Annotated in this window: 14 protein-coding genes and 1 pseudogene; 2 read left to right on the top strand and 13 right to left on the bottom strand. The window is 42.2% G+C overall.

What is annotated here, in order from left to right:
- Positions 1-91: 91 nt before the first annotated feature.
- Positions 92-280 (top strand): hypothetical protein, encoded by a 189-nt coding sequence (locus tag ACTJKA_RS02975; RefSeq protein ID WP_003216497.1) that lies wholly within the window; start codon positions 92-94, stop codon positions 278-280.
- 74 nt (positions 281-354) lie between these two features.
- Here ACTJKA_RS02975 and ysxE read toward each other — a convergent pair whose 3' ends face one another.
- From ysxE to hemA, 8 genes and pseudogenes are all read right to left on the bottom strand, one after another.
- Positions 355-1,386: a spore coat protein YsxE gene (ysxE, locus tag ACTJKA_RS02970; protein WP_171465633.1), complete on the bottom strand. Its 1,032-nt coding sequence runs from the start codon at positions 1,384-1,386 to the stop codon at positions 355-357.
- 802 nt (positions 1,387-2,188) lie between these two features.
- Positions 2,189-2,668, bottom strand: a pseudogene (locus tag ACTJKA_RS02965) (LysM peptidoglycan-binding domain-containing protein); the annotation flags it as partial.
- A 331-nt stretch (positions 2,669-2,999) separates the two neighbouring features.
- Complete coding sequence (gene hemL, locus ACTJKA_RS02960; protein WP_008342821.1) at positions 3,000-4,292, bottom strand: glutamate-1-semialdehyde 2,1-aminomutase; 1,293 nt, start codon at positions 4,290-4,292, stop codon at positions 3,000-3,002.
- Positions 4,293-4,319: 27 nt separating this feature from the next.
- The gene (hemB, locus tag ACTJKA_RS02955) at positions 4,320-5,291 is read right to left on the bottom strand and encodes a porphobilinogen synthase (RefSeq protein WP_046344140.1); all 972 of its coding nucleotides are present in this window, start codon (positions 5,289-5,291) and stop codon (positions 4,320-4,322) included.
- Positions 5,288-6,079: a uroporphyrinogen-III synthase gene (locus tag ACTJKA_RS02950; protein WP_007501556.1), complete on the bottom strand. Its 792-nt coding sequence runs from the start codon at positions 6,077-6,079 to the stop codon at positions 5,288-5,290. Before ACTJKA_RS02950 ends, hemB begins: the two co-directional genes overlap by 4 nt.
- Positions 6,076-7,011 carry a hydroxymethylbilane synthase gene (gene hemC, locus ACTJKA_RS02945; RefSeq protein ID WP_268359688.1) on the bottom strand — a complete coding sequence of 312 codons (936 nt, stop codon included), beginning with the start codon at positions 7,009-7,011 and terminating at the stop codon, positions 6,076-6,078. Before hemC ends, ACTJKA_RS02950 begins: the two co-directional genes overlap by 4 nt.
- Before the next feature lie 37 nt (positions 7,012-7,048).
- Positions 7,049-7,879, bottom strand: coding sequence for a cytochrome c biogenesis protein (locus tag ACTJKA_RS02940; protein ID WP_008342830.1), 831 nt, complete (start codon positions 7,877-7,879; stop codon positions 7,049-7,051).
- A gap of 7 nt (positions 7,880-7,886) precedes the next feature.
- Positions 7,887-9,254, bottom strand: a complete 1,368-nt coding sequence (gene hemA, locus ACTJKA_RS02935) for a glutamyl-tRNA reductase (RefSeq protein ID WP_322536442.1) — start codon at positions 9,252-9,254, stop codon at positions 7,887-7,889.
- 240 nt (positions 9,255-9,494) lie between these two features.
- Between hemA and ACTJKA_RS02930 the strand changes: the two genes are divergently transcribed.
- Positions 9,495-9,980 carry a hypothetical protein gene (locus tag ACTJKA_RS02930; RefSeq protein ID WP_007501561.1) on the top strand — a complete coding sequence of 162 codons (486 nt, stop codon included), beginning with the start codon at positions 9,495-9,497 and terminating at the stop codon, positions 9,978-9,980.
- Between the two features lie 43 nt (positions 9,981-10,023).
- On the opposite strand, the gene yihA is transcribed toward ACTJKA_RS02930, so the two are convergent.
- The 5 genes from yihA to tig form a co-directional block, all read right to left on the bottom strand.
- On the bottom strand, positions 10,024-10,611 hold the full coding sequence (gene yihA / locus ACTJKA_RS02925; RefSeq protein ID WP_007501562.1) for a ribosome biogenesis GTP-binding protein YihA/YsxC: 588 nt from the start codon (positions 10,609-10,611) through the stop codon (positions 10,024-10,026).
- Positions 10,608-12,932 (bottom strand): endopeptidase La, encoded by a 2,325-nt coding sequence (lon, locus tag ACTJKA_RS02920; RefSeq protein WP_007501564.1) that lies wholly within the window; start codon positions 12,930-12,932, stop codon positions 10,608-10,610. The genes yihA and lon overlap by 4 nt, the downstream gene beginning before the upstream one ends.
- 171 nt (positions 12,933-13,103) lie before the next feature.
- Positions 13,104-14,765 carry an ATP-dependent protease LonB gene (gene lonB / locus ACTJKA_RS02915; protein ID WP_007501566.1) on the bottom strand — a complete coding sequence of 554 codons (1,662 nt, stop codon included), beginning with the start codon at positions 14,763-14,765 and terminating at the stop codon, positions 13,104-13,106.
- 139 nt (positions 14,766-14,904) lie between these two features.
- Positions 14,905-16,170: an ATP-dependent protease ATP-binding subunit ClpX gene (clpX, locus tag ACTJKA_RS02910; RefSeq protein WP_017358145.1), complete on the bottom strand. Its 1,266-nt coding sequence runs from the start codon at positions 16,168-16,170 to the stop codon at positions 14,905-14,907.
- A 251-nt stretch (positions 16,171-16,421) separates the two neighbouring features.
- Positions 16,422-17,696 (bottom strand): trigger factor, encoded by a 1,275-nt coding sequence (tig, locus tag ACTJKA_RS02905; protein ID WP_017358146.1) that lies wholly within the window; start codon positions 17,694-17,696, stop codon positions 16,422-16,424.
- Positions 17,697-17,737 lie beyond the last annotated feature (41 nt).

Below are 17,737 nucleotides of genomic sequence, written 5' to 3'. Positions count from 1 at the left end.
GCTTTTCTTCTTCTTTATACAAATTGGGCAGGCACCCTTTGCTTTATTGCCCATATGATAATAACAAAATAAAGAAGGAGGGCGTTTTATTTTGAAAAAGATCAATCCTTACACACTCCCCCCATGGCTTAGACAAATTCGGGCAGTTGCCTCCCAAGTCGTTCTCCCGATTGCCATATTTCAAGGCTTTCGCACGATCATTTTTCCCACAACATTTGACGTCCTCATCTTAGGAATTCTCATATTTCTCGCCTGTGCCTTTCATCTTGATTGGTTTTAAGAGAGCTGAAAGCTGCAGGCTCACTCTTATGTAACGATTACCCCATATTAGACATTTGACAGCAAACAACCTCGTCACTCTTCTGATGACGAGGCATTTTGTTCTTCTTCAAGGCGTCTAGCTTGCTCAATTTCGTGTATTCTCATGACGGTCGGCTCAGAATTTTTCATTTGCCAATACGCCCTTAACAGCTCCTGACAACTTTCCATCTCATCCTGTCCGCCTGCTTCATAGGCTTTCACCGTATCAAACAAACCCTGCGGATAAGCGAGGTAGCTCAAGAACAAATGAATCTCTTCCTCACGAAGTTTATTTCCCTTTTGATACGTATAAAACAAAGATGTGCATTCAGGACAAGGAGTAGGGTAGGTTTTGAATGTACGATAGTAAAAGGTCAAAAGGTCATAAATGGGGGCAGCCTTTTTGGACCGCTCAAAATTGGTGAAATGTCCTGTACCTACATCATTGTACAAAAAGTGATGGATCGACAATTGTCCATGGTTTAACACAATACGTGTCGTCTCTTGGTCTTTCATTTCCTCATGCCAATCCTCTAAACGTTCAAGTGCAAATTCACTTGCAGACATCGCTTCTGAAAAATACATAGCAGCAGCCAGCTCAAATGGCGACATATACCATGTTTGTTCTGCCCGCTCGATAAATCGTTCATACATGTCTTTCTCTGTTTCCCATTTGCTTTTCATTTGGGTGTAGTGAGCCTCTATTTCCTGCTCAGTAATGTCCATCATGACTTCTGTTCGTTTATGAAGTCTTGCAATCTCTTGAAATAAATATTCATGTTTATCGTCCTGCTCTTCTCTCTTTTCATTCGTCAGCCATGGCATGAGGTAATACGTGTACTGGCTTTCTCGATGATTAGAGAAAAAGGAACCGCTCTTCGTGCGATAAATCGGCACAAAGGAGCGATAGCCTTTTGATTCTAGTTCAAGCATTTGCTCTGTAAATTGCATTTGTCGATGGGGTTTTACTCGCTTTAGTGCAAATACGCCCTGCTTTGTATACACTCTAACGACAGCTGGACTGACAGGTTCGATATATTCAGCCTCAAGCCCATATTCGTATAGGACAGATTGGATTTCATCCACGTTCTCTCACCACATTTTCTCGGTCCATCATCTCATACTATGCATTGCTTTTTTGATATTCAGGAATATAAAGAATCTGCCCTTCTTCAAGCTCTGCATCCACCGACAATGAATTCGTTCGAAGGAGCTGCTGCACATTCAACTGATATCGCTCACAAATACGATCGACCGTATCTTCTTGCTGAACTATACATATTTTCATGCGAGAAAAATCTTCCTCCTCCTGCTTAGCGAACAGCTTCGTTAAATAAAGAGAATTCTCACTGCCAGACGCTTCTCTCTGGTCATGTTCAAACTCCTCAGCTTCTTGAGCTGATTCATACACCTTTGGTGCTTCACGTTCATATAATCGTTCGAACTGATAGCTGTCATCCCGCTCTTCCTGCGTCTGTTCCATCTGATAAGCAGGTGATTCAAAGGCTGGATAAGCTGGCGGCTCTTCTTCTTCCTTGCTCTCTGCTTCAGGGTCTTTCCTCACTTCCACCTCAAAGAACGTATCATCCCGCTCCTCTTCTTCTAACAGCTTAGGCGGGTCAAAGAATGGCGGCTCTTGAACTTGAGCTTCTGGGAAGGAACGATACCCAAGCGCCACGGCTTCTTCTTCCTCATATTCCTCCTCTTCTTCTGCTTCTTCCACCATCACCGTCTCGATGTCTATTTCATCCTCTTCTTGTTCAGTTCGCGCTTCATGTTGCAAAACGGCCTGCTGTTCTGCATTTTCTTCATGCTCTTCACGTGGCAGCATTTCTTGCTCTTCATATTCAGACTGCGCCTGATATTCATAAGTGACATCGCCATATTCCTCTTCAGCACGATGGACAAATTCATATGGCTCTTCTACAAGCGGTTCAGGCGTTCCTTCATCTAACAGACCTTCAATGGCCAAATCAGCCTGAATCGTGAGCAAACGGCTTTCTGTCAGCTGGTAATCAAATGCATCAATAAACACAAATACATCATTTAAATGACTAATTTTGTTCTTGGGGATCGTGATATCCACCGGAAATTGATGCAGCAGCTCAGCCGTTCCGTCCTCTCTTACCTTCACCTCATCAGCCTGCCTGTATGATGCATAGGAACTGGATTCACCCATTAGCTCCTCTTGATTTATGTTGTATTCTCCTGTTAGCTCGAGTGAACCTCTAATGGAAACATAATCATTCACTTCTTGAACGAGAATGTCAGGATCGAGAGAAATTGACAGCAGCTCACTGACTTCCTGTCCGTTTTTGAAATAAATGGACTCTTCTACCGAAAACTGTAATCGATTGTTTTGAGACAAGTCGGTGTCCTCCTTTCATCTAATCCTTCAAAATAAAATTAGATGTCAATACAGGTGTATGAAAGAGGCGGTGAAAATATGATTGGTTTTATGCAAAGCAAAAAGCCGATATGTCTCCATATCGGCTCAGCGTGTAGACAAACCCTCGCATTCGATGTCAGTCCTGCGCGCTGGTGCTCACGAATGTCAAATTCGCTCCGCTCCAGTACTCGTCCTTCCTAGACTGCAAAGGTTTTCTTTCACGCTGAAAAAAAGACAAAGGGCTAAAATAAAGTTCATTTTAACCCTTTGTCAACGATCTAAGCCGATATGTCTCCATATCGGCTTTTGGTTACTGAGCTAATTTTTGAAATACCTTTTCAACTGTCTCAATCGTATACTCGATGTCTTCATCCGTATGAGCAGTTGATAGGAACAGCCCTTCGAATTGTGAAGGTGGAAGGAAGATGCCGTGATCAGCCATTTCCTTGTAGAATTCAGCGAATAAAGCGAGGTCAGCTGTTTTCGCTGTATCGTAATTGACGACTTGTTCGTTTGTAAAGAAGAATCCAATCATGGAACCTGCACGGTTAAATGTTAGTGGAATCCCATGTGCTTTCGCCGCTTTTGAAATGCCTTCTTCCAAACGATCTCCTTTGCGTCTAAACTCTTCATAAGACTCAGGTGTCAGCTGTTTTAATGTTTCAAGACCTGCTGTCATCGCAAGCGGGTTACCGGATAACGTTCCTGCTTGATATATCGGGCCGCTTGGCGCAATTTGTCTCATAATGTCCGCTCTACCGCCATAAGCACCAACTGGCAGGCCGCCTCCGATGACTTTACCAAGACATGTCAGATCAGGCGTAATGCCAAAATAGCCTTGGGCACAATGATAATCCACACGGAAGCCTGTCATGACCTCATCAAAAATGAGTAAAGAGCCATATTGCTCGGTGATGTCTCTCAATCCTTGCAAGAAACCTTCTTGCGGAGGGACAACCCCCATATTTCCTGCAACTGGTTCTACAATGACACCTGCAATGTCGTCTCCAAATTCTTCAAAAGCGACTTTGATGCTTTCTAAATCATTGTATGGAACGGTGATCGTATTGCTTGCTGTACCTTCAGGGACACCAGGGCTATCCGGAAGTCCAAGCGTTGCCACACCCGAACCAGCTTTAATAAGCAAAGAATCACCGTGGCCATGATAACAGCCTTCAAATTTCACAATTTTGTTTCTGCCTGTAAAACCACGTGCTAGACGAAGCGCACTCATCGTCGCCTCTGTTCCAGAGCTGACCATACGAATGACCTCAATAGAAGGAACTCGTTCTGATACAAGCTTAGCTAATTCATTTTCAACTAAAGTAGAAGCACCGAAGCTTGTACCATGTTCAGCTACTCGTTGAATACTTTCAACCACACGGTCATTTGTATGCCCTAAAATAAGCGGTCCCCACGATAAGACATAATCAATATATTCATTTCCGTCAATATCGTATATTTTTGCGCCTTTGCCTCGTTCCATAAAAATCGGGTCTGTATTGACTGATTTAAATGCGCGCACAGGGCTGTTCACACCACCCGGCATTAACTGCTGCGCTTCTTTAAATGCTTGCTTTGACTTTTCATAGCTACGTCCCATTTCAACGTCCTCCTGTCTATCCGTTCTTTATTCTGAGAGCCATTTCGCTGCATCTTTTGCATGATACGTAATGATTAATTCTGCGCCTGCACGTTTCATGCTAGTCAGCATTTCAAGAACAAGCTCTTTTTCAGAAATCCACCCATTTTGAGCTGCTGCTTTGACCATTGCATACTCTCCGCTCACATTGTACGCAACAACAGGAAGTGTAAATTCATTTTTCACATCACGCATGATATCTAAGTATGAAAGTGACGGCTTCACGATCAGGAAGTCAGCGCCTTCTTCTACATCAGACTGCGCTTCTCTCAGTGCTTCTAAGCGGTTTGCAGGGTCCATTTGATACGTTTTACGATCTCCAAACTGCGGTGTGCTATGCGCCGCATCACGAAACGGACCGTAAAAAGCACTTGCATATTTCACAGCATATGACATCACAGGCACATGAACAAAGCCGGCCTCATCAAGCGCCTCACGAATTGCGATAACAAAGCCATCCATCATGTTTGATGGAGCAATGATATCTGCACCTGCACGAGCCTGACTGACAGCAGTTTTCGCTAAGAGCTGAAGAGATTCATCATTTAAAACTTCTCCATCTTCAACGATTCCGCAATGTCCGTGATCTGTATATTGGCATAAGCAAGTATCAGCAATGACCACAAGCTCTGGGAAATGCTTTTTGATTTCAAGCGTTGCTCTTTGAACAATCCCATGATCGTGATAAGCTTCACTGCCTACATGGTCTTTATGGTCTGGTACCCCAAAAACAATGATAGATTTAATCCCAAGGTCAACAAGCTCTTGGACTTCTTCTTTCACAAGATCAACTGAAATGTGATAGACACCCGGCATTGAAGGGACTTCTTTCCGGACATTCTCTCCCTCTACAAAAAAGATGGGATAAATGAAATCAGAGGGTCTTAAAAATGTTTCTCTCACCAATTCTCTCATTCCTGCGCTTGTACGCAATCTGCGGTGTCTGTTAAATTTCATCATTGGTTCAACTTCCTTTCAGATAAACGGCACATCAAATCAAGCATCCCGTCTATCGTATAAGTATCTGGGGTTTCAGAAGAAATCCCGTATTGAAGCAGTGCCTCTTGTGTAAGAGGACCGATGCTCACAAAACATGTGTCTGATGCAGCTAATCTATCGATATCAGCCTCCATGGCGTGCATAAAAGAATGAACAGTGGAGGAGCTTGTAAATGTAATAAAATCAAATGATTGCTCCATCATTGCCGACTTGAGTGCGATAATTCCGTCCTCATCCTTCACTGTTTCATATATAATCCACTCTTTTACGTCAATGCCAAGCGGAACGAGGGTATTCTTCACCACATCTCGTGACAAGTGGCCTTTTGCTACAAAGACACATTCTTCTGGGTGTACATGATCAATTAAAGCATCTGCCAGTTCTTCTGCTATAAATCGCTCTGGAACCACATCCACTTTTAAGCCGTGCTGCATCAGATAGGCAGATGTTTTTTCACCTACGGCCGCCACTTTCAAGTGGGATAAGCTTTGATGTAATTGATGCTTCTCTATATAACTGAGAAAAAAAGACGCACCATTTACACTTGTAAACACAAGCCAATGGCTTGCTTCTAAATCTTCTAAAAATGCCTTCGCTTTTTCTTTTGTCAGCGTTGGTTCAAACCTGATAAGAGAGGTTAAAACAGCATGGCCGTTCAGCGCTTCAATTTTCTGCTGAAACGCACCCGCTTGACGTTCATTTCGAGTGACAAGCACCGTCTGTCCGTAAAGCGATTTGGCTATCGTCATTGGGAAGACAGATCCTTTTTCACCTTGTCGATCAAATCCTTTGCTCCCTTATCAGCCATCTGCTTCGCACATGCTGTTCCGATTGCCTCAGGGTCAGTACCTGTTACGGTTTCTCGAATAATCGTATGCCCATCCGCAGATGCCACAAGACCTGTCAATTCAATTTCATCACGCTCATTCATCGTTGCGTAACCAGCGATCGGCACTTGACAGCTTCCATCCATTTTCTTAAGGAAGGCTCTTTCAGCAAGGACCGTTTTCTTTGTATACTCATTTGTGAATTGAGCTAACAGCTGCAAGAGCTCTTCGTCATCTCCGCGGCATTCTATCGACAATGCGCCCTGCCCCACAGCAGGAAGGCAAGTATCAGGAGATAAAAATTCCGACACGACTTCTTGACTCCAACCCATTCTAGACAATCCGGCAGCCGCTAGAATAATCGCATCATACTCTTCATTTTTCAGTTTTTCGAGTCTCGTATCAATGTTTCCGCGGATCCATTTAATCTCAAGATCTGGTCTCTCCTGAAGAAGCTGAGCACTGCGCCGTAAGCTGCTCGTTCCCACAACCGCTCCCTTTGGTAGTTCATGAAGACGAAGATGATCCTTTGAAATCAATGCATCCCGCACATCTTCACGCTCAGGAATACAGCCGATGACTAAACCTTCCGGAAGAGAGGCCGGCATATCTTTCATGCTGTGTACCGCCATATCAATGTCATGGTTCAGCATTGCCTGTTCAATCTCTTTAACAAACAGACCTTTTCCGCCAACCTTTGATAAGGTCACATCTAAAATTTGATCACCCTTTGTCACAATCTCTTTAATTTCAAAAGAATAAGAAGGGTTTAGTTCAGACAACTTTTGAATGACCCATTTTGTTTGTGTAATCGCAAGTTTGCTTCGTCTAGAACCTACTTTAATTGTACGCATTACGTCTTCCTCCCGACAATGCCCTTAAGACTCATCATTATTGAAACCAATGAAAGGTTGATAAGCTACCAAGCAGAAAATAATTGATCATCAGCACAAGAAATGAAGCGACATTCCATCGCGCCACGATTTTGCCCTGCATATTTCTCACCAGTCTAATGTATAAGTAAAAGCCGTATAAAAACAGCATAATAAACGAACCGAGCACCTTTGCATCTGTCCAGTACAACGTATCATACGAAATATATGCCCATATAATGCCAAGAATTAAACTAAGCAAGAGCATCGGCACGCCAATAATATTTAAGACATACGCCATGTGATCAAGCTTTGATAAGTCTTCAATTCTCAAAAGCCATTTTCCCCACTTTTTCTTTTTCAGCAAACGATATTGAAATAGATAGAGGAGTGAAAAAGCAAATGAAAGTGAAAAAGCGCCGTATGATAAAATGGCCATCGTAATATGAATGACGAGCAGCTCACTCGTCAGCTTTCCCGTCAGTTCGGCAGAATGAAGATCGGATGGTGTAAAGGTGTGAATCGCCATCATGGAAAAACCAATCACATTTGTAAAAAACACAATAAATTCAACACGTAATACTTTTGTCAAAACAAGTGACAATGTCACAAGCACCCACGTATAAAAATATAACCCCTCTGCTACATTCAACACAGGGAATCGGTCTGTTTCCATCATAATATAAAACATGTAGACTGTTTGCAGCAGCCAGACAATAGAAAGCAACCAGAAAGCCATTTTTCCAGCCTTCCGGTTGTGTTGAAGAAAATCTATGAAATAGAACAAGACACTGAGTGCATAGATCAAGATCGTCGCTTCACCTAGTCTCGCTACAATGGATTCCATCATCGCCTAATCACTCACTGGCAACTGTAGCAAGGCCTTGTGCCATATTTGTTTTAAACAGCTGAAATGCCCCTTGCTCCACCTGCATCGGCTCTGCCTTTTGCTCTTCATCTTCAACCTGTAAATCAAAGATTTCTTTAAAGAGTAAAAGTTTTTCCTCTGCATTCGGCTCCCCGGCAATTTCTTTGGCCTTTAAGATAGGATCTTTCAGCATTTGATTGATGATGCTTTTCGTATGTTTATTTAACAGCTTCATTTCACGATTTGTGAGGTTTGGAAGCTTTCGTTCGATGCTTTGCATCGTATCCGCTTGAATCGAGAGTGCTTTTTCTCTTAAAGCAGAAATCACAGGAACCACTCCGAGCGTATTAAGCCATTGCTTAAATTCCACAATTTCAGCTTCGATGAGAAGCTCCACCTCTTCAGCTACTGCACGTCGCTCTTTCAGGTTGGCTGCCACAATACCCTCAAGATCATCAATGTCATACAAAAAAGCACCTTCTACTTCAGAAATAGCTGGATCTAAATCACGTGGTACTGCAATATCCACCATGAATAGAGGTCTGCCTTTTCTCTGTTTGTTCGCTTTTTCGACCATTTCTTTTGTGATCACAAATTGTTTAGCCCCAGTAGAGCTAATTAAAATATCCGCTTCAGATAAAGTTTTTTCTAATTGATTCAAGCTCTTAGGCTCTCCTGAAAAACGGCCGGCCAGTTCTTTGGCCTTTTCGAACGTTCGATTGATGACTGTTACCTGGCCAATCCCTTGACCTTGAAGGTTTTGAGCCGCCAGCTCGCCCATTTTACCCGCACCAAGAATAAGGACATGTTTATCAGAAAGACGTCCAAAGATTTTTTTGGCAAGTTCCACTGCCGCATAGCTGACAGATACAGCATTAGACGCAATATCTGTTTCCGCATGAGAGCGCTTCGCAACTGTTACCGACTGCTTAAACAAATAATTGAAAACGGTACCAATGGTCTTCTCCTCTTGAGCGACTTTAAAGCTTGAGCGCACTTGACCGAGTATTTGTGTTTCACCAATGACCATAGAATCAAGTCCACAGGCAACTCGGAATAAATGCTCAACCGCTCCATCATTTTCATAAAACTTCAAATATGGAGAGACATCTTCTTTTTCTAAACCGAACCAATCTGCTAAAAATCTTTTTATATAAAACCGACCAGTATGAAGCTGATCTACAACTGCGTAGATCTCTGTTCGATTACATGTTGAGATGACGATATTCTCTAGAATGCTTTTTTCTTCTTTAAGCTTGGACATCGCTGTTCCGAGCTCGCTCGGTTCAAAGCTCAGCTGTTCCCGTATCTCAACAGGGGCTGTTTTATAATCTAAACCCACAACAAGAATATGCATAACTTCAGCTTGCACCCCCAACGCCCTGTCTAATTTATAATAATTACAATATAGAATTTATTATTTATAATGATTATAACATATATTCATTTTTAACTGGATAAAAATTGTGAACAGATTTCAAAAATGTTGTGATATAGTAGAAAAATGTTCGACATCGAATGCCATATCATCACTTCAAGCAATTTATCAGATTTGGCGCGTGCGGACAAATGATCTGCTTATAAGAAGGTGACATCTTTGAAGAAGAAATCTATTTTGCTGCCGCTCACTTTGCTGGCTGTAGCGCTATATGCCATTCTCTCAGGAGATCAATTTGACATTTGGAAAGATCAGGAGAAATGGTATACACTTGTACTGCTTTTTGGCCTTGCTTTCTTATATCAAGGAAAGAAGGAACAGGAAACCTCTCATGTGTTTATCGGTATGCTCATGACAGGCCTTGCGCTACACTTTATCCTTCAGCCGAAATTAGAACACTGGCCAGATACATTTACGATGATTGTGTTCATCGTCGGCCTTGCACTTTTGATGAAGTCATCACAGAAAAAGGAATATCGAATAGAAAGTATTGTTCTCATTGCACTCGGTCTATTCCTTTATTTCTTTCAACAAATTACGAAGCAACTTAGCACACTTTCGATCCCTACTTCCGGTTTTGAATTGTACTGGCCATATGTATTGATTGCCGTCAGTCTCCTCTTATTATTTTTAAAAAGGAAATAACTTATACAATAAAAAGGCATCTGCACATAGCAGATGCCTTTTTTTAGCTGTTAATCTTCGCAAGGATCGCATTCCAGGCTTCATCTTTTCCCTTTTTTGTTTCAGAAGAGAAAAGGATTAATTCATCTGATGGATCGATGTCGAGTGTCTGTTTGACGACTTTCGCATGCTTTTCCCATTTGCCTTTTGGAATTTTATCGGCCTTTGTCGCAATAATGATCACAGGAACTCCATAGTATTTAAGGAATTCATACATGTTCACATCATCTGCGGATGGTTTATGACGCAGATCCACAATTTGGACGACTGCTTTTAACTCTTCACGCATTGTAATATACGTTTCGATCATTCTCCCCCATGCTTCGCGCTCTGTTTTTGATACTTTCGCAAAGCCATAACCGGGGACGTCCACAAAATGAAGCATATCATTAATAATGTAAAAATTAAGCGTCTGGGTCTTTCCTGGTTTAGAAGACGTACGCGCTAAATTTTTCCGATTAATCAATGAGTTAATGAACGAGGACTTTCCAACATTTGATCGTCCAGCAAGTGCGATCTCAGGCAGTCCCCCGCTCGGGTACTGCTCTGGTTTCACCGCACTAATGACGATATCTGATTTTGTTACTTTCATCTTCCCTCTCCTACTAACGCTTTCTCAAGCACCTCATCTAAATGTGAAACCGGAATAAAAGTTAATCCTTCTCTCACACTTTCAGGAATATCATCAATATCCTTCTCATTGTCCTTTGGAAGAATAATCGTTTTCAGTCCTGCACGATGTGCGCCTAATGCTTTTTCTTTTAATCCGCCAATCGGAAGCACTCTTCCTCTTAACGTAATTTCTCCTGTCATGCCAACCTCTTTTGAAACAGGACGTCCTGTGAGTGCTGATACAAGAGCCGTCGCAATGGTAATACCAGCTGATGGCCCGTCCTTTGGAACCGCACCCTCTGGAACATGGATATGAATATCGTGCTTTTCATTAAATTGAGGATCAATGTTCAGTTCATCTGCTTTTGAACGAATATAACTGAATGCCGCCTGCGCAGATTCTCTCATGACATCACCGAGCTTACCTGTTAGCAAAAGCTTGCCTTTACCCGGCGAGAGTGAGACCTCGATGGACAAGGTGTCTCCGCCAACTGTGGTATATGCAAGGCCTGTGACAACGCCGACCTGATCGGTCGTTTCCGCCTGACCATAACGGTAAAGTCTTTTTCCGAGGAATTCAGATAAGTTCTTTTCCGTCACTGTGATGCGTTTGCGGTCTTCAGCCACAATTGCTCTTGCCGCTTTTCGGCAAATCGCCGCAAGCTGACGCTCTAATCCGCGGACTCCTGCTTCTCTCGTGTAATAGCGAATCATATCGTAAATCGCTGCTTCACGAAGCTGCAAGTTCCCTTTCTTTAATCCGTGCTCCTTTAGCTGCTTCGGCAGAAGGTGATCTTTCACAATTTCTGCTTTTTCAACTTCCGTATACCCTGCAATCGTGATAATCTCCATTCTATCACGAAGTGGACCTGGAATGGTTGCTAAATTGTTGGCAGTTGCGATAAATAACACTTGAGACAAATCAAATGTCTCTTCAATATAGTGATCGCTAAAGTTATGATTTTGCTCTGGATCTAACACTTCAAGCATCGCAGAAGACGGATCTCCTCTAAAGTCAGAAGACATTTTATCAATTTCATCTAAAAGAAAGACCGGATTCATCGTGCCCGCCTTGCTCATCCCGCGAATGATACGGCCAGGCATCGCACCTACATAGGTTCTTCGATGACCACGGATCTCAGATTCATCACGTACACCGCCAAGAGAGATACGGATAAACTTTCGATCGAGTGATTTGGCAATGGATTTAGCAAGTGACGTCTTCCCTACCCCAGGAGGTCCTGCCAAGCAAAGAATCGGTCCCTTTAATGAATTTGTTAGTTTTTGAACAGCAAGATATTCGAGTACCCGCTCTTTTACTTTTTCAAGCCCGTGGTGCTCGTCATCTAAAATTTCGCTTGCAAGCTTTAAATCTAGACGATCTTCTGTATATGTGCCCCACGGCAGATTGATCAGCCAATCAATATAATTGCGAATGACAGAACTCTCAGCAGAGCTTGAAGGGATTTTTTCGTAACGGTTCAGTTCTTTTAAAGCCGTTTCACGAACGGAATCTGGCATGCCGGACTCTTCAATTTTAGCCATAAGCGTACTGACTTCGCCTGTTTTCCCCTCTTTGTCTCCAAGCTCTTTTTGAATAGCTTTCATTTGTTCGCGCAAATAATATTCTTTTTGCGTTCGCTCCATTGAACGTTTGACACGCTGGCCAATTTTCTTTTCAATCTCTAGCACTTCTTTTTCATTGTGAATGAGACTGATGACCCGGTTCAACCGTTTTTTGACATCGACTGTTTCCAGCACTTCTTGCTTGTCTTTTAATTTCAAAGGCAGGTGGGAAGCGACGATATCCGCCATTCTTCCAGGTTCTTCAATATCCGTCACCGTTGCATATGTTTCAGCTGAGATTTTTTTTGAAATTTTTATGTACTGATCAAAGTGATCTAACAAAGTGCGCATGAGTGCTTCTGCTTCTGCGTCCTTTAATTCTTCTTCTGTCAACTCTTTAATATCAACTGACGTATAGTCTTCTAGCTCCATGTAGGATTCGATCTGCGCTCGATTTAAGCCTTCGACGAGCACACGGATCGTTCCATTTGGCAGCTTCAGCATTTGTTTAATTTTTGTGTAGGTGCCGACTTTGAAAATTTCCTCTTCACCTGGTTCATCTATTGAAATTTCCCGCTGTGTTGCTAGAAAAATCATATGATCGTTCATCATGGCCTGTTCTAATGCTTGAACAGACTTTTCGCGCCCAACGTCCAAATGCAAGACCATTGTTGGATAAACAAGCAAGCCTCGCAGTGGAAGGAGCGGAACATTCTTTTTGATTTCATCTGCCATGTTGATAGACACCTCCGTCACTAGTATGAATCATTATAATATACCTGTTTCAGTCTTGTACAATGTAAAAGACTTGAGAAATGATGATCTTACCGTAGTATACCCTTTCTTTTTATCTTGAAAAAGAAAAAAAGATCTATTTCACTAAAAAATCCCCATATGAGATGGGGATTAAACAGATTTCCTTTTCATTTCTTCTTCTAGTCCATCTTTCTTCTCATCTGGCGGATTCACCAAACACTGATCCAGCACTTCTTGGAAGTGCTTCACAGGCACAATCGTCACCCCTTCAATCTCTTTTAAGATCGACTGCTGATTGTCATAAGGGATGATCACTGTTTTGACACCTGCTTGTTTGGCTGCCTTGATTTTTGGTATGACACCGCCGATCGGCTTCACCTGACCTTGTAATCCAATCTCACCGGTCATCGCCGTTAAATGATCAATCGGGATTTGATGAATGGCTGAGAAAATGGCTGTGGCCATCGCAATTCCAGCAGACGGCCCATCAATCGGGGCACCAGCCGGAAAATTAATGTGGATATCATATTCATTTGTTCGTATGCCTAAGTTTCGAAGCACGGTTAATACATTTTCAACTGAGCCCTTCGCCATACTTTTCCGTCTGATCGATTTAGACTGATTGCCGATGCTTTCTTCTTCCGCAATACCAGTAATATTGATACTGCCTTTTTCAAGCGCTTTACAAATGTTCACTTCAATTTCAAGCAGAGCCCCGCTGTTCGGTCCATACACGGCAAGACCATTTACTACTCCTACCTTTGGCTTTTCCGGTACTTTTTGTTCATATCTTGGTGTCAGCTGGCTTGAATGAATGACCCATTCTACATCGGCGATCGTAATATCTTTTCGGTTTTCAGTGACAGCCATACCTGCGGCGATCTGTACCATGTTGACCGCTTCACGTCCATTTTTCACATAAGATGTTAACAGGTTCAGTCCTTCGTCACTTAATTCCTTCTGTATTTTCTCGACTGCTTTAGCTGCAACAATTTTCAGCTCATGCTGATCCAAATCCTTGAAGAAAATCTCCAAACATCTTGATCGAATAGCCGGCGGAATTTCGTCTGGTGTTCTTGTCGTGGCGCCAATCAGTCGAAAATCAGCGGGTAACCCATTTTGAAAAATATCATGGATGTGATTCGGGATTTGCGTATTTTCTTCACTGTAATAAGCACTGTCTAAAAACACTTTTCGATCTTCTAGCACTTTGAGCATTTTGTTCATTTGAATCGGATGAAGTTCTCCAATTTCATCGATAAAGAGAACGCCGCCATGAGCATGTGTGACGGCTCCTTGTTTCGGCTGCGGAATGCCTGCCTGTCCCATGGCCCCTGCTCCTTGATAAATGGGATCATGTACGGAACCAATTAAGGGGTCTGCGATGCCTCGTTCATCAAATCTTGCCGTTGTGGCATCAAGTTCAACAAATACTGCATCTTTTTTAAATGGTGAATCAGCGTGACGCTTCGCCTCTTCCATCACTAGACGAGCAGCAGCTGTTTTTCCAACACCAGGCGGTCCATAGACGATGACATGTTGCGGGTTCGGTCCACACAGGGCAGCTTTAAGTGCACGTATACCGTCTTCCTGCCCTACAATATCTTGAAACCCCTTTGGCCGGACTCTCTCTGATAAAGGTTCACTCAGTTTAATGGATCGCATCTTTCTGAGTGCTTCCATTTCTTTCTTTGATTCTTTATCGATCGTCACCTTTTGTGTGCGCTGATTTTTCAGTAAGTTCCAAAAGTACAACCCGATGACGATACCAAAGAACAGTTGTATGAATAATACGATTCCTGTCCAGCTCAATCGGTGCTCCCTCCTTCATCTATCGTTATGTATTGGTTTCTGTCTGCTAGTATTTCCTAGAGCTGGACGGAATAAACACAACTTCCACGATAAATAAAAAACTCCTGAATCAAAAGATTCAGGAGTCATTCAAATGGGCTTATGCCGATGTTTTTGTATCTTTATTCACGACTGTACCGTCTTTTAAGACAAGACGTGGCGGCTCACCATCAGCAACCGTTTCACCAGTAATGACACATTTCTCAATATCATCACGAGATGGAAGATCAAACATCACATCAAGCATGATGCCTTCAATGATGGAGCGAAGACCACGTGCTCCTGTTTTACGCTCAATTGCTTTTTTCGCAATTTCGCTAAGAGCATCTTCTTCAAACTCAAGCTCAACATCATCAAGCTCAAGCATTTTTGTATATTGCTTAACGAGCGCATTTTTAGGCTTCGTCAAGATTTCTACAAGTGCTTTTTCATCTAACGGCTCTAGGCTTGCAATAACCGGAAGACGACCGATGAATTCTGGGATTAAACCGAAGCGAAGTAAGTCTTCTGGCAGAACTTTTGATAGAAGGACTTCTTTTTCAAGATCTTCAATTTTATTTTCCGCACCGAATCCAATCACTTTTTGACCTAGGCGGCGTTTGATGATTTGCTCAATGCCGTCAAAGGCTCCACCACAAATGAAGAGGATATTTGTTGTATCAATTTGAATGAATTCTTGATGAGGATGCTTACGTCCACCTTGAGGCGGTACACTAGCGACCGTTCCTTCAAGAATTTTCAAAAGGGCTTGCTGTACACCTTCCCCAGATACATCACGAGTGATAGAAGGGTTTTCTGATTTTCTTGCTACTTTATCGATCTCATCAATGTAGATAATGCCTTTTTCAGCTTTTTCTACATCATAATCTGCTGCTTGGATCAGCTTTAGTAAAATATTCTCTACGTCTTCCCCAACGTAACCTGCTTCCGTTAAAGACGTCGCATCTGCAATCGCAAATGGAACATTTAAAATACGTGCAAGCGTTTGAGCAAGTAATGTTTTACCGCTTCCTGTTGGCCCAATCATAGAAATGTTACTTTTCGAAAGCTCAACATCATCAATCTTACTGTTGGAATTAATCCGCTTGTAATGGTTATAAACCGCTACAGCTAAGGATTTCTTCGCATTCTCTTGTCCGATGACATATTCATCAAGAATTTCCCGGATTTCATGAGGTTTCGGAACATCCTTGAATTCAACTTCTTCCTCAGTACCGAGCTCTTCTTCAACTATTTCCGTGCAAAGCTCGATACATTCATCACATATATATACGCCAGGTCCTGCGACCAGTTTACGCACTTGATCTTGCGTTTTTCCGCAAAACGAGCATTTTAATTGACCTTTTTCCTCGTTGAATTTAAACATTCTTTCACCCCTTATTCTTCTTCACTTGCCTGTAGCTAACAGTCAGCTACCCTTCTGGGTCCAGTATGTATGCATTTTACCATACTTTCCTAAAAGACGGTAATGATGTGTTTGTAACACTGCACATTGAGATATGTATGACAGAAAGATGCGACTTACACTATCGTTTCCAAAAGAAGCGATGATAAGTCAAAAATTGTACAAAACAAGGCACGAGTCACTCGCGCCCTGTTTTATTATTATGCACCATATTAACGGTTTTCTACAAGAAAATCAATTGCTTTACGAACTTTTAAATCTTCTTTCATTGCTTCAGTAGAACCGATCGCTTGTTTGATATTTTCAACTGGCATGTTGTATGCTTCAGCCATTTTTGAAAGTTCTTCTTCCACTTCTTCATCAGACACTTGTAGGTCTTCTGCAGCAGCAATTGCTTCAAGAGTAAGATTAGATTTTACGCGTTTAGCAGCATCTTCTTTCATTTGCTCTTTTAGCGCATCTTCATCTTGTCCAGAGAACTGGAAGTAAAGCTCAAGGTTCATCCCTTGCATTTGAAGACGTTGTTCGAATTCTTTCATCATGCGGTCTAGCTCAGTGTCAACCATCGCTTGAGGAACGTCAACTTCCGCATTTTCAGAAGCTTTTGCTACTAGCTCTTCACGAAGTTTGCCTTCTGCTTCGTTTTCTTTTGCTTCTTCAAGACGTTTCTTCGTTTTTTCAGTTAATTCTGCAATCGTTTCTACTTCTTCATCAACATCTTTAGCGAACTCATCGTCAAGTGCTGGAAGTTCTTTTGCTTTGATTTCATGAATTTTCACTTTGAATACAGCTGGTTTACCTGCAAGGTCTTCAGCATGATATTCTTCTGGGAATGTCACTTCAACGTCTTTTTCTGCACCTGCTTCAAGACCAACCAATTGCTCTTCGAAACCAGGGATGAATGAACCAGAACCTACTTCAAGAGAGTAGTTCTCAGCTTTTCCGCCTTCGAATGCTTCTCCATCAACGAATCCTTCGAAATCTAGAACAACTGTATCGCCGTTTTCGATTGCGCCTTCTTCTTTGACAACAAGCTCAGCTTGACGGTTTTGCATAGCTTTTAACTCTTCTTGGACATCTTCATCAGATACAGATGTGTCGTCTTTTTCTACGTTAAGACCTTTGTAGTCACCAAGTTTTACTTCTGGCTTCACTGTTACTTTTGCAGTGAAGATTAAGCTTTCGCCTTTTTCGATTTTCTCAACATCGATTTCAGGGCGGTCAACCGGCTCGATACCAGCTTCGTCGATTGCTTTCGGATATTCAACTGGAAGAAGAATATCTAGTGCATCTTGATAAAGAGATTCTACTCCAAAACGCTGCTCGAAAAGACCACGTGGTACTTTCCCTTTACGGAATCCAGGGATTGATACTTGCTTAACTACTTTCTTAAATGCATCATCAAGTGCTTTGTTAAATGTTTCAGCGTCAACTTCTACTGTTAAGACACCTTCGTTACCTTCTTGTTTTTCCCATTTTACTGACATGTGTGTTTCCCTCCAAAAATCTATTCAGATTGTGCGTTGTT

Source organism: Bacillus sp. 22190, assembly GCF_052045575.1.
GTDB classification, from domain to species: domain Bacteria; phylum Bacillota; class Bacilli; order Bacillales; family Bacillaceae; genus Bacillus; species Bacillus altitudinis.
Note: the sequence above shows the minus strand (reverse complement) of the source record. Positions and strands in the feature narration are given on the sequence as shown.

Excerpts from the sequence above, each read along its gene's own strand:
- hemC (WP_268359688.1), bottom strand. The coding sequence starts at position 7,011 with ATGCGTACAATTAAAGTAGGTTCTAGACGAAGCAAACTTGCGATTACA.
- lon (WP_007501564.1), bottom strand. The coding sequence starts at position 12,932 with ATGGCAGATGAAATCAAAAAGAATGTTCCGCTCCTTCCACTGCGAGGC.
- hemL (WP_008342821.1), bottom strand. The coding sequence starts at position 4,292 with ATGGGACGTAGCTATGAAAAGTCAAAGCAAGCATTTAAAGAAGCGCAG.
- tig (WP_017358146.1), bottom strand. The coding sequence starts at position 17,696 with ATGTCAGTAAAATGGGAAAAACAAGAAGGTAACGAAGGTGTCTTAACA.
- ACTJKA_RS02940 (WP_008342830.1), bottom strand. The coding sequence starts at position 7,879 with ATGATGGAATCCATTGTAGCGAGACTAGGTGAAGCGACGATCTTGATC.
- hemB (WP_046344140.1), bottom strand. The coding sequence starts at position 5,291 with ATGATGAAATTTAACAGACACCGCAGATTGCGTACAAGCGCAGGAATG.
- yihA (WP_007501562.1), bottom strand. The coding sequence starts at position 10,611 with ATGAAAGTAACAAAATCAGATATCGTCATTAGTGCGGTGAAACCAGAG.
- ACTJKA_RS02950 (WP_007501556.1), bottom strand. The coding sequence starts at position 6,079 with ATGACGATAGCCAAATCGCTTTACGGACAGACGGTGCTTGTCACTCGA.
- hemA (WP_322536442.1), bottom strand. The coding sequence starts at position 9,254 with ATGCATATTCTTGTTGTGGGTTTAGATTATAAAACAGCCCCTGTTGAG.
- clpX (WP_017358145.1), bottom strand. The coding sequence starts at position 16,170 with ATGTTTAAATTCAACGAGGAAAAAGGTCAATTAAAATGCTCGTTTTGC.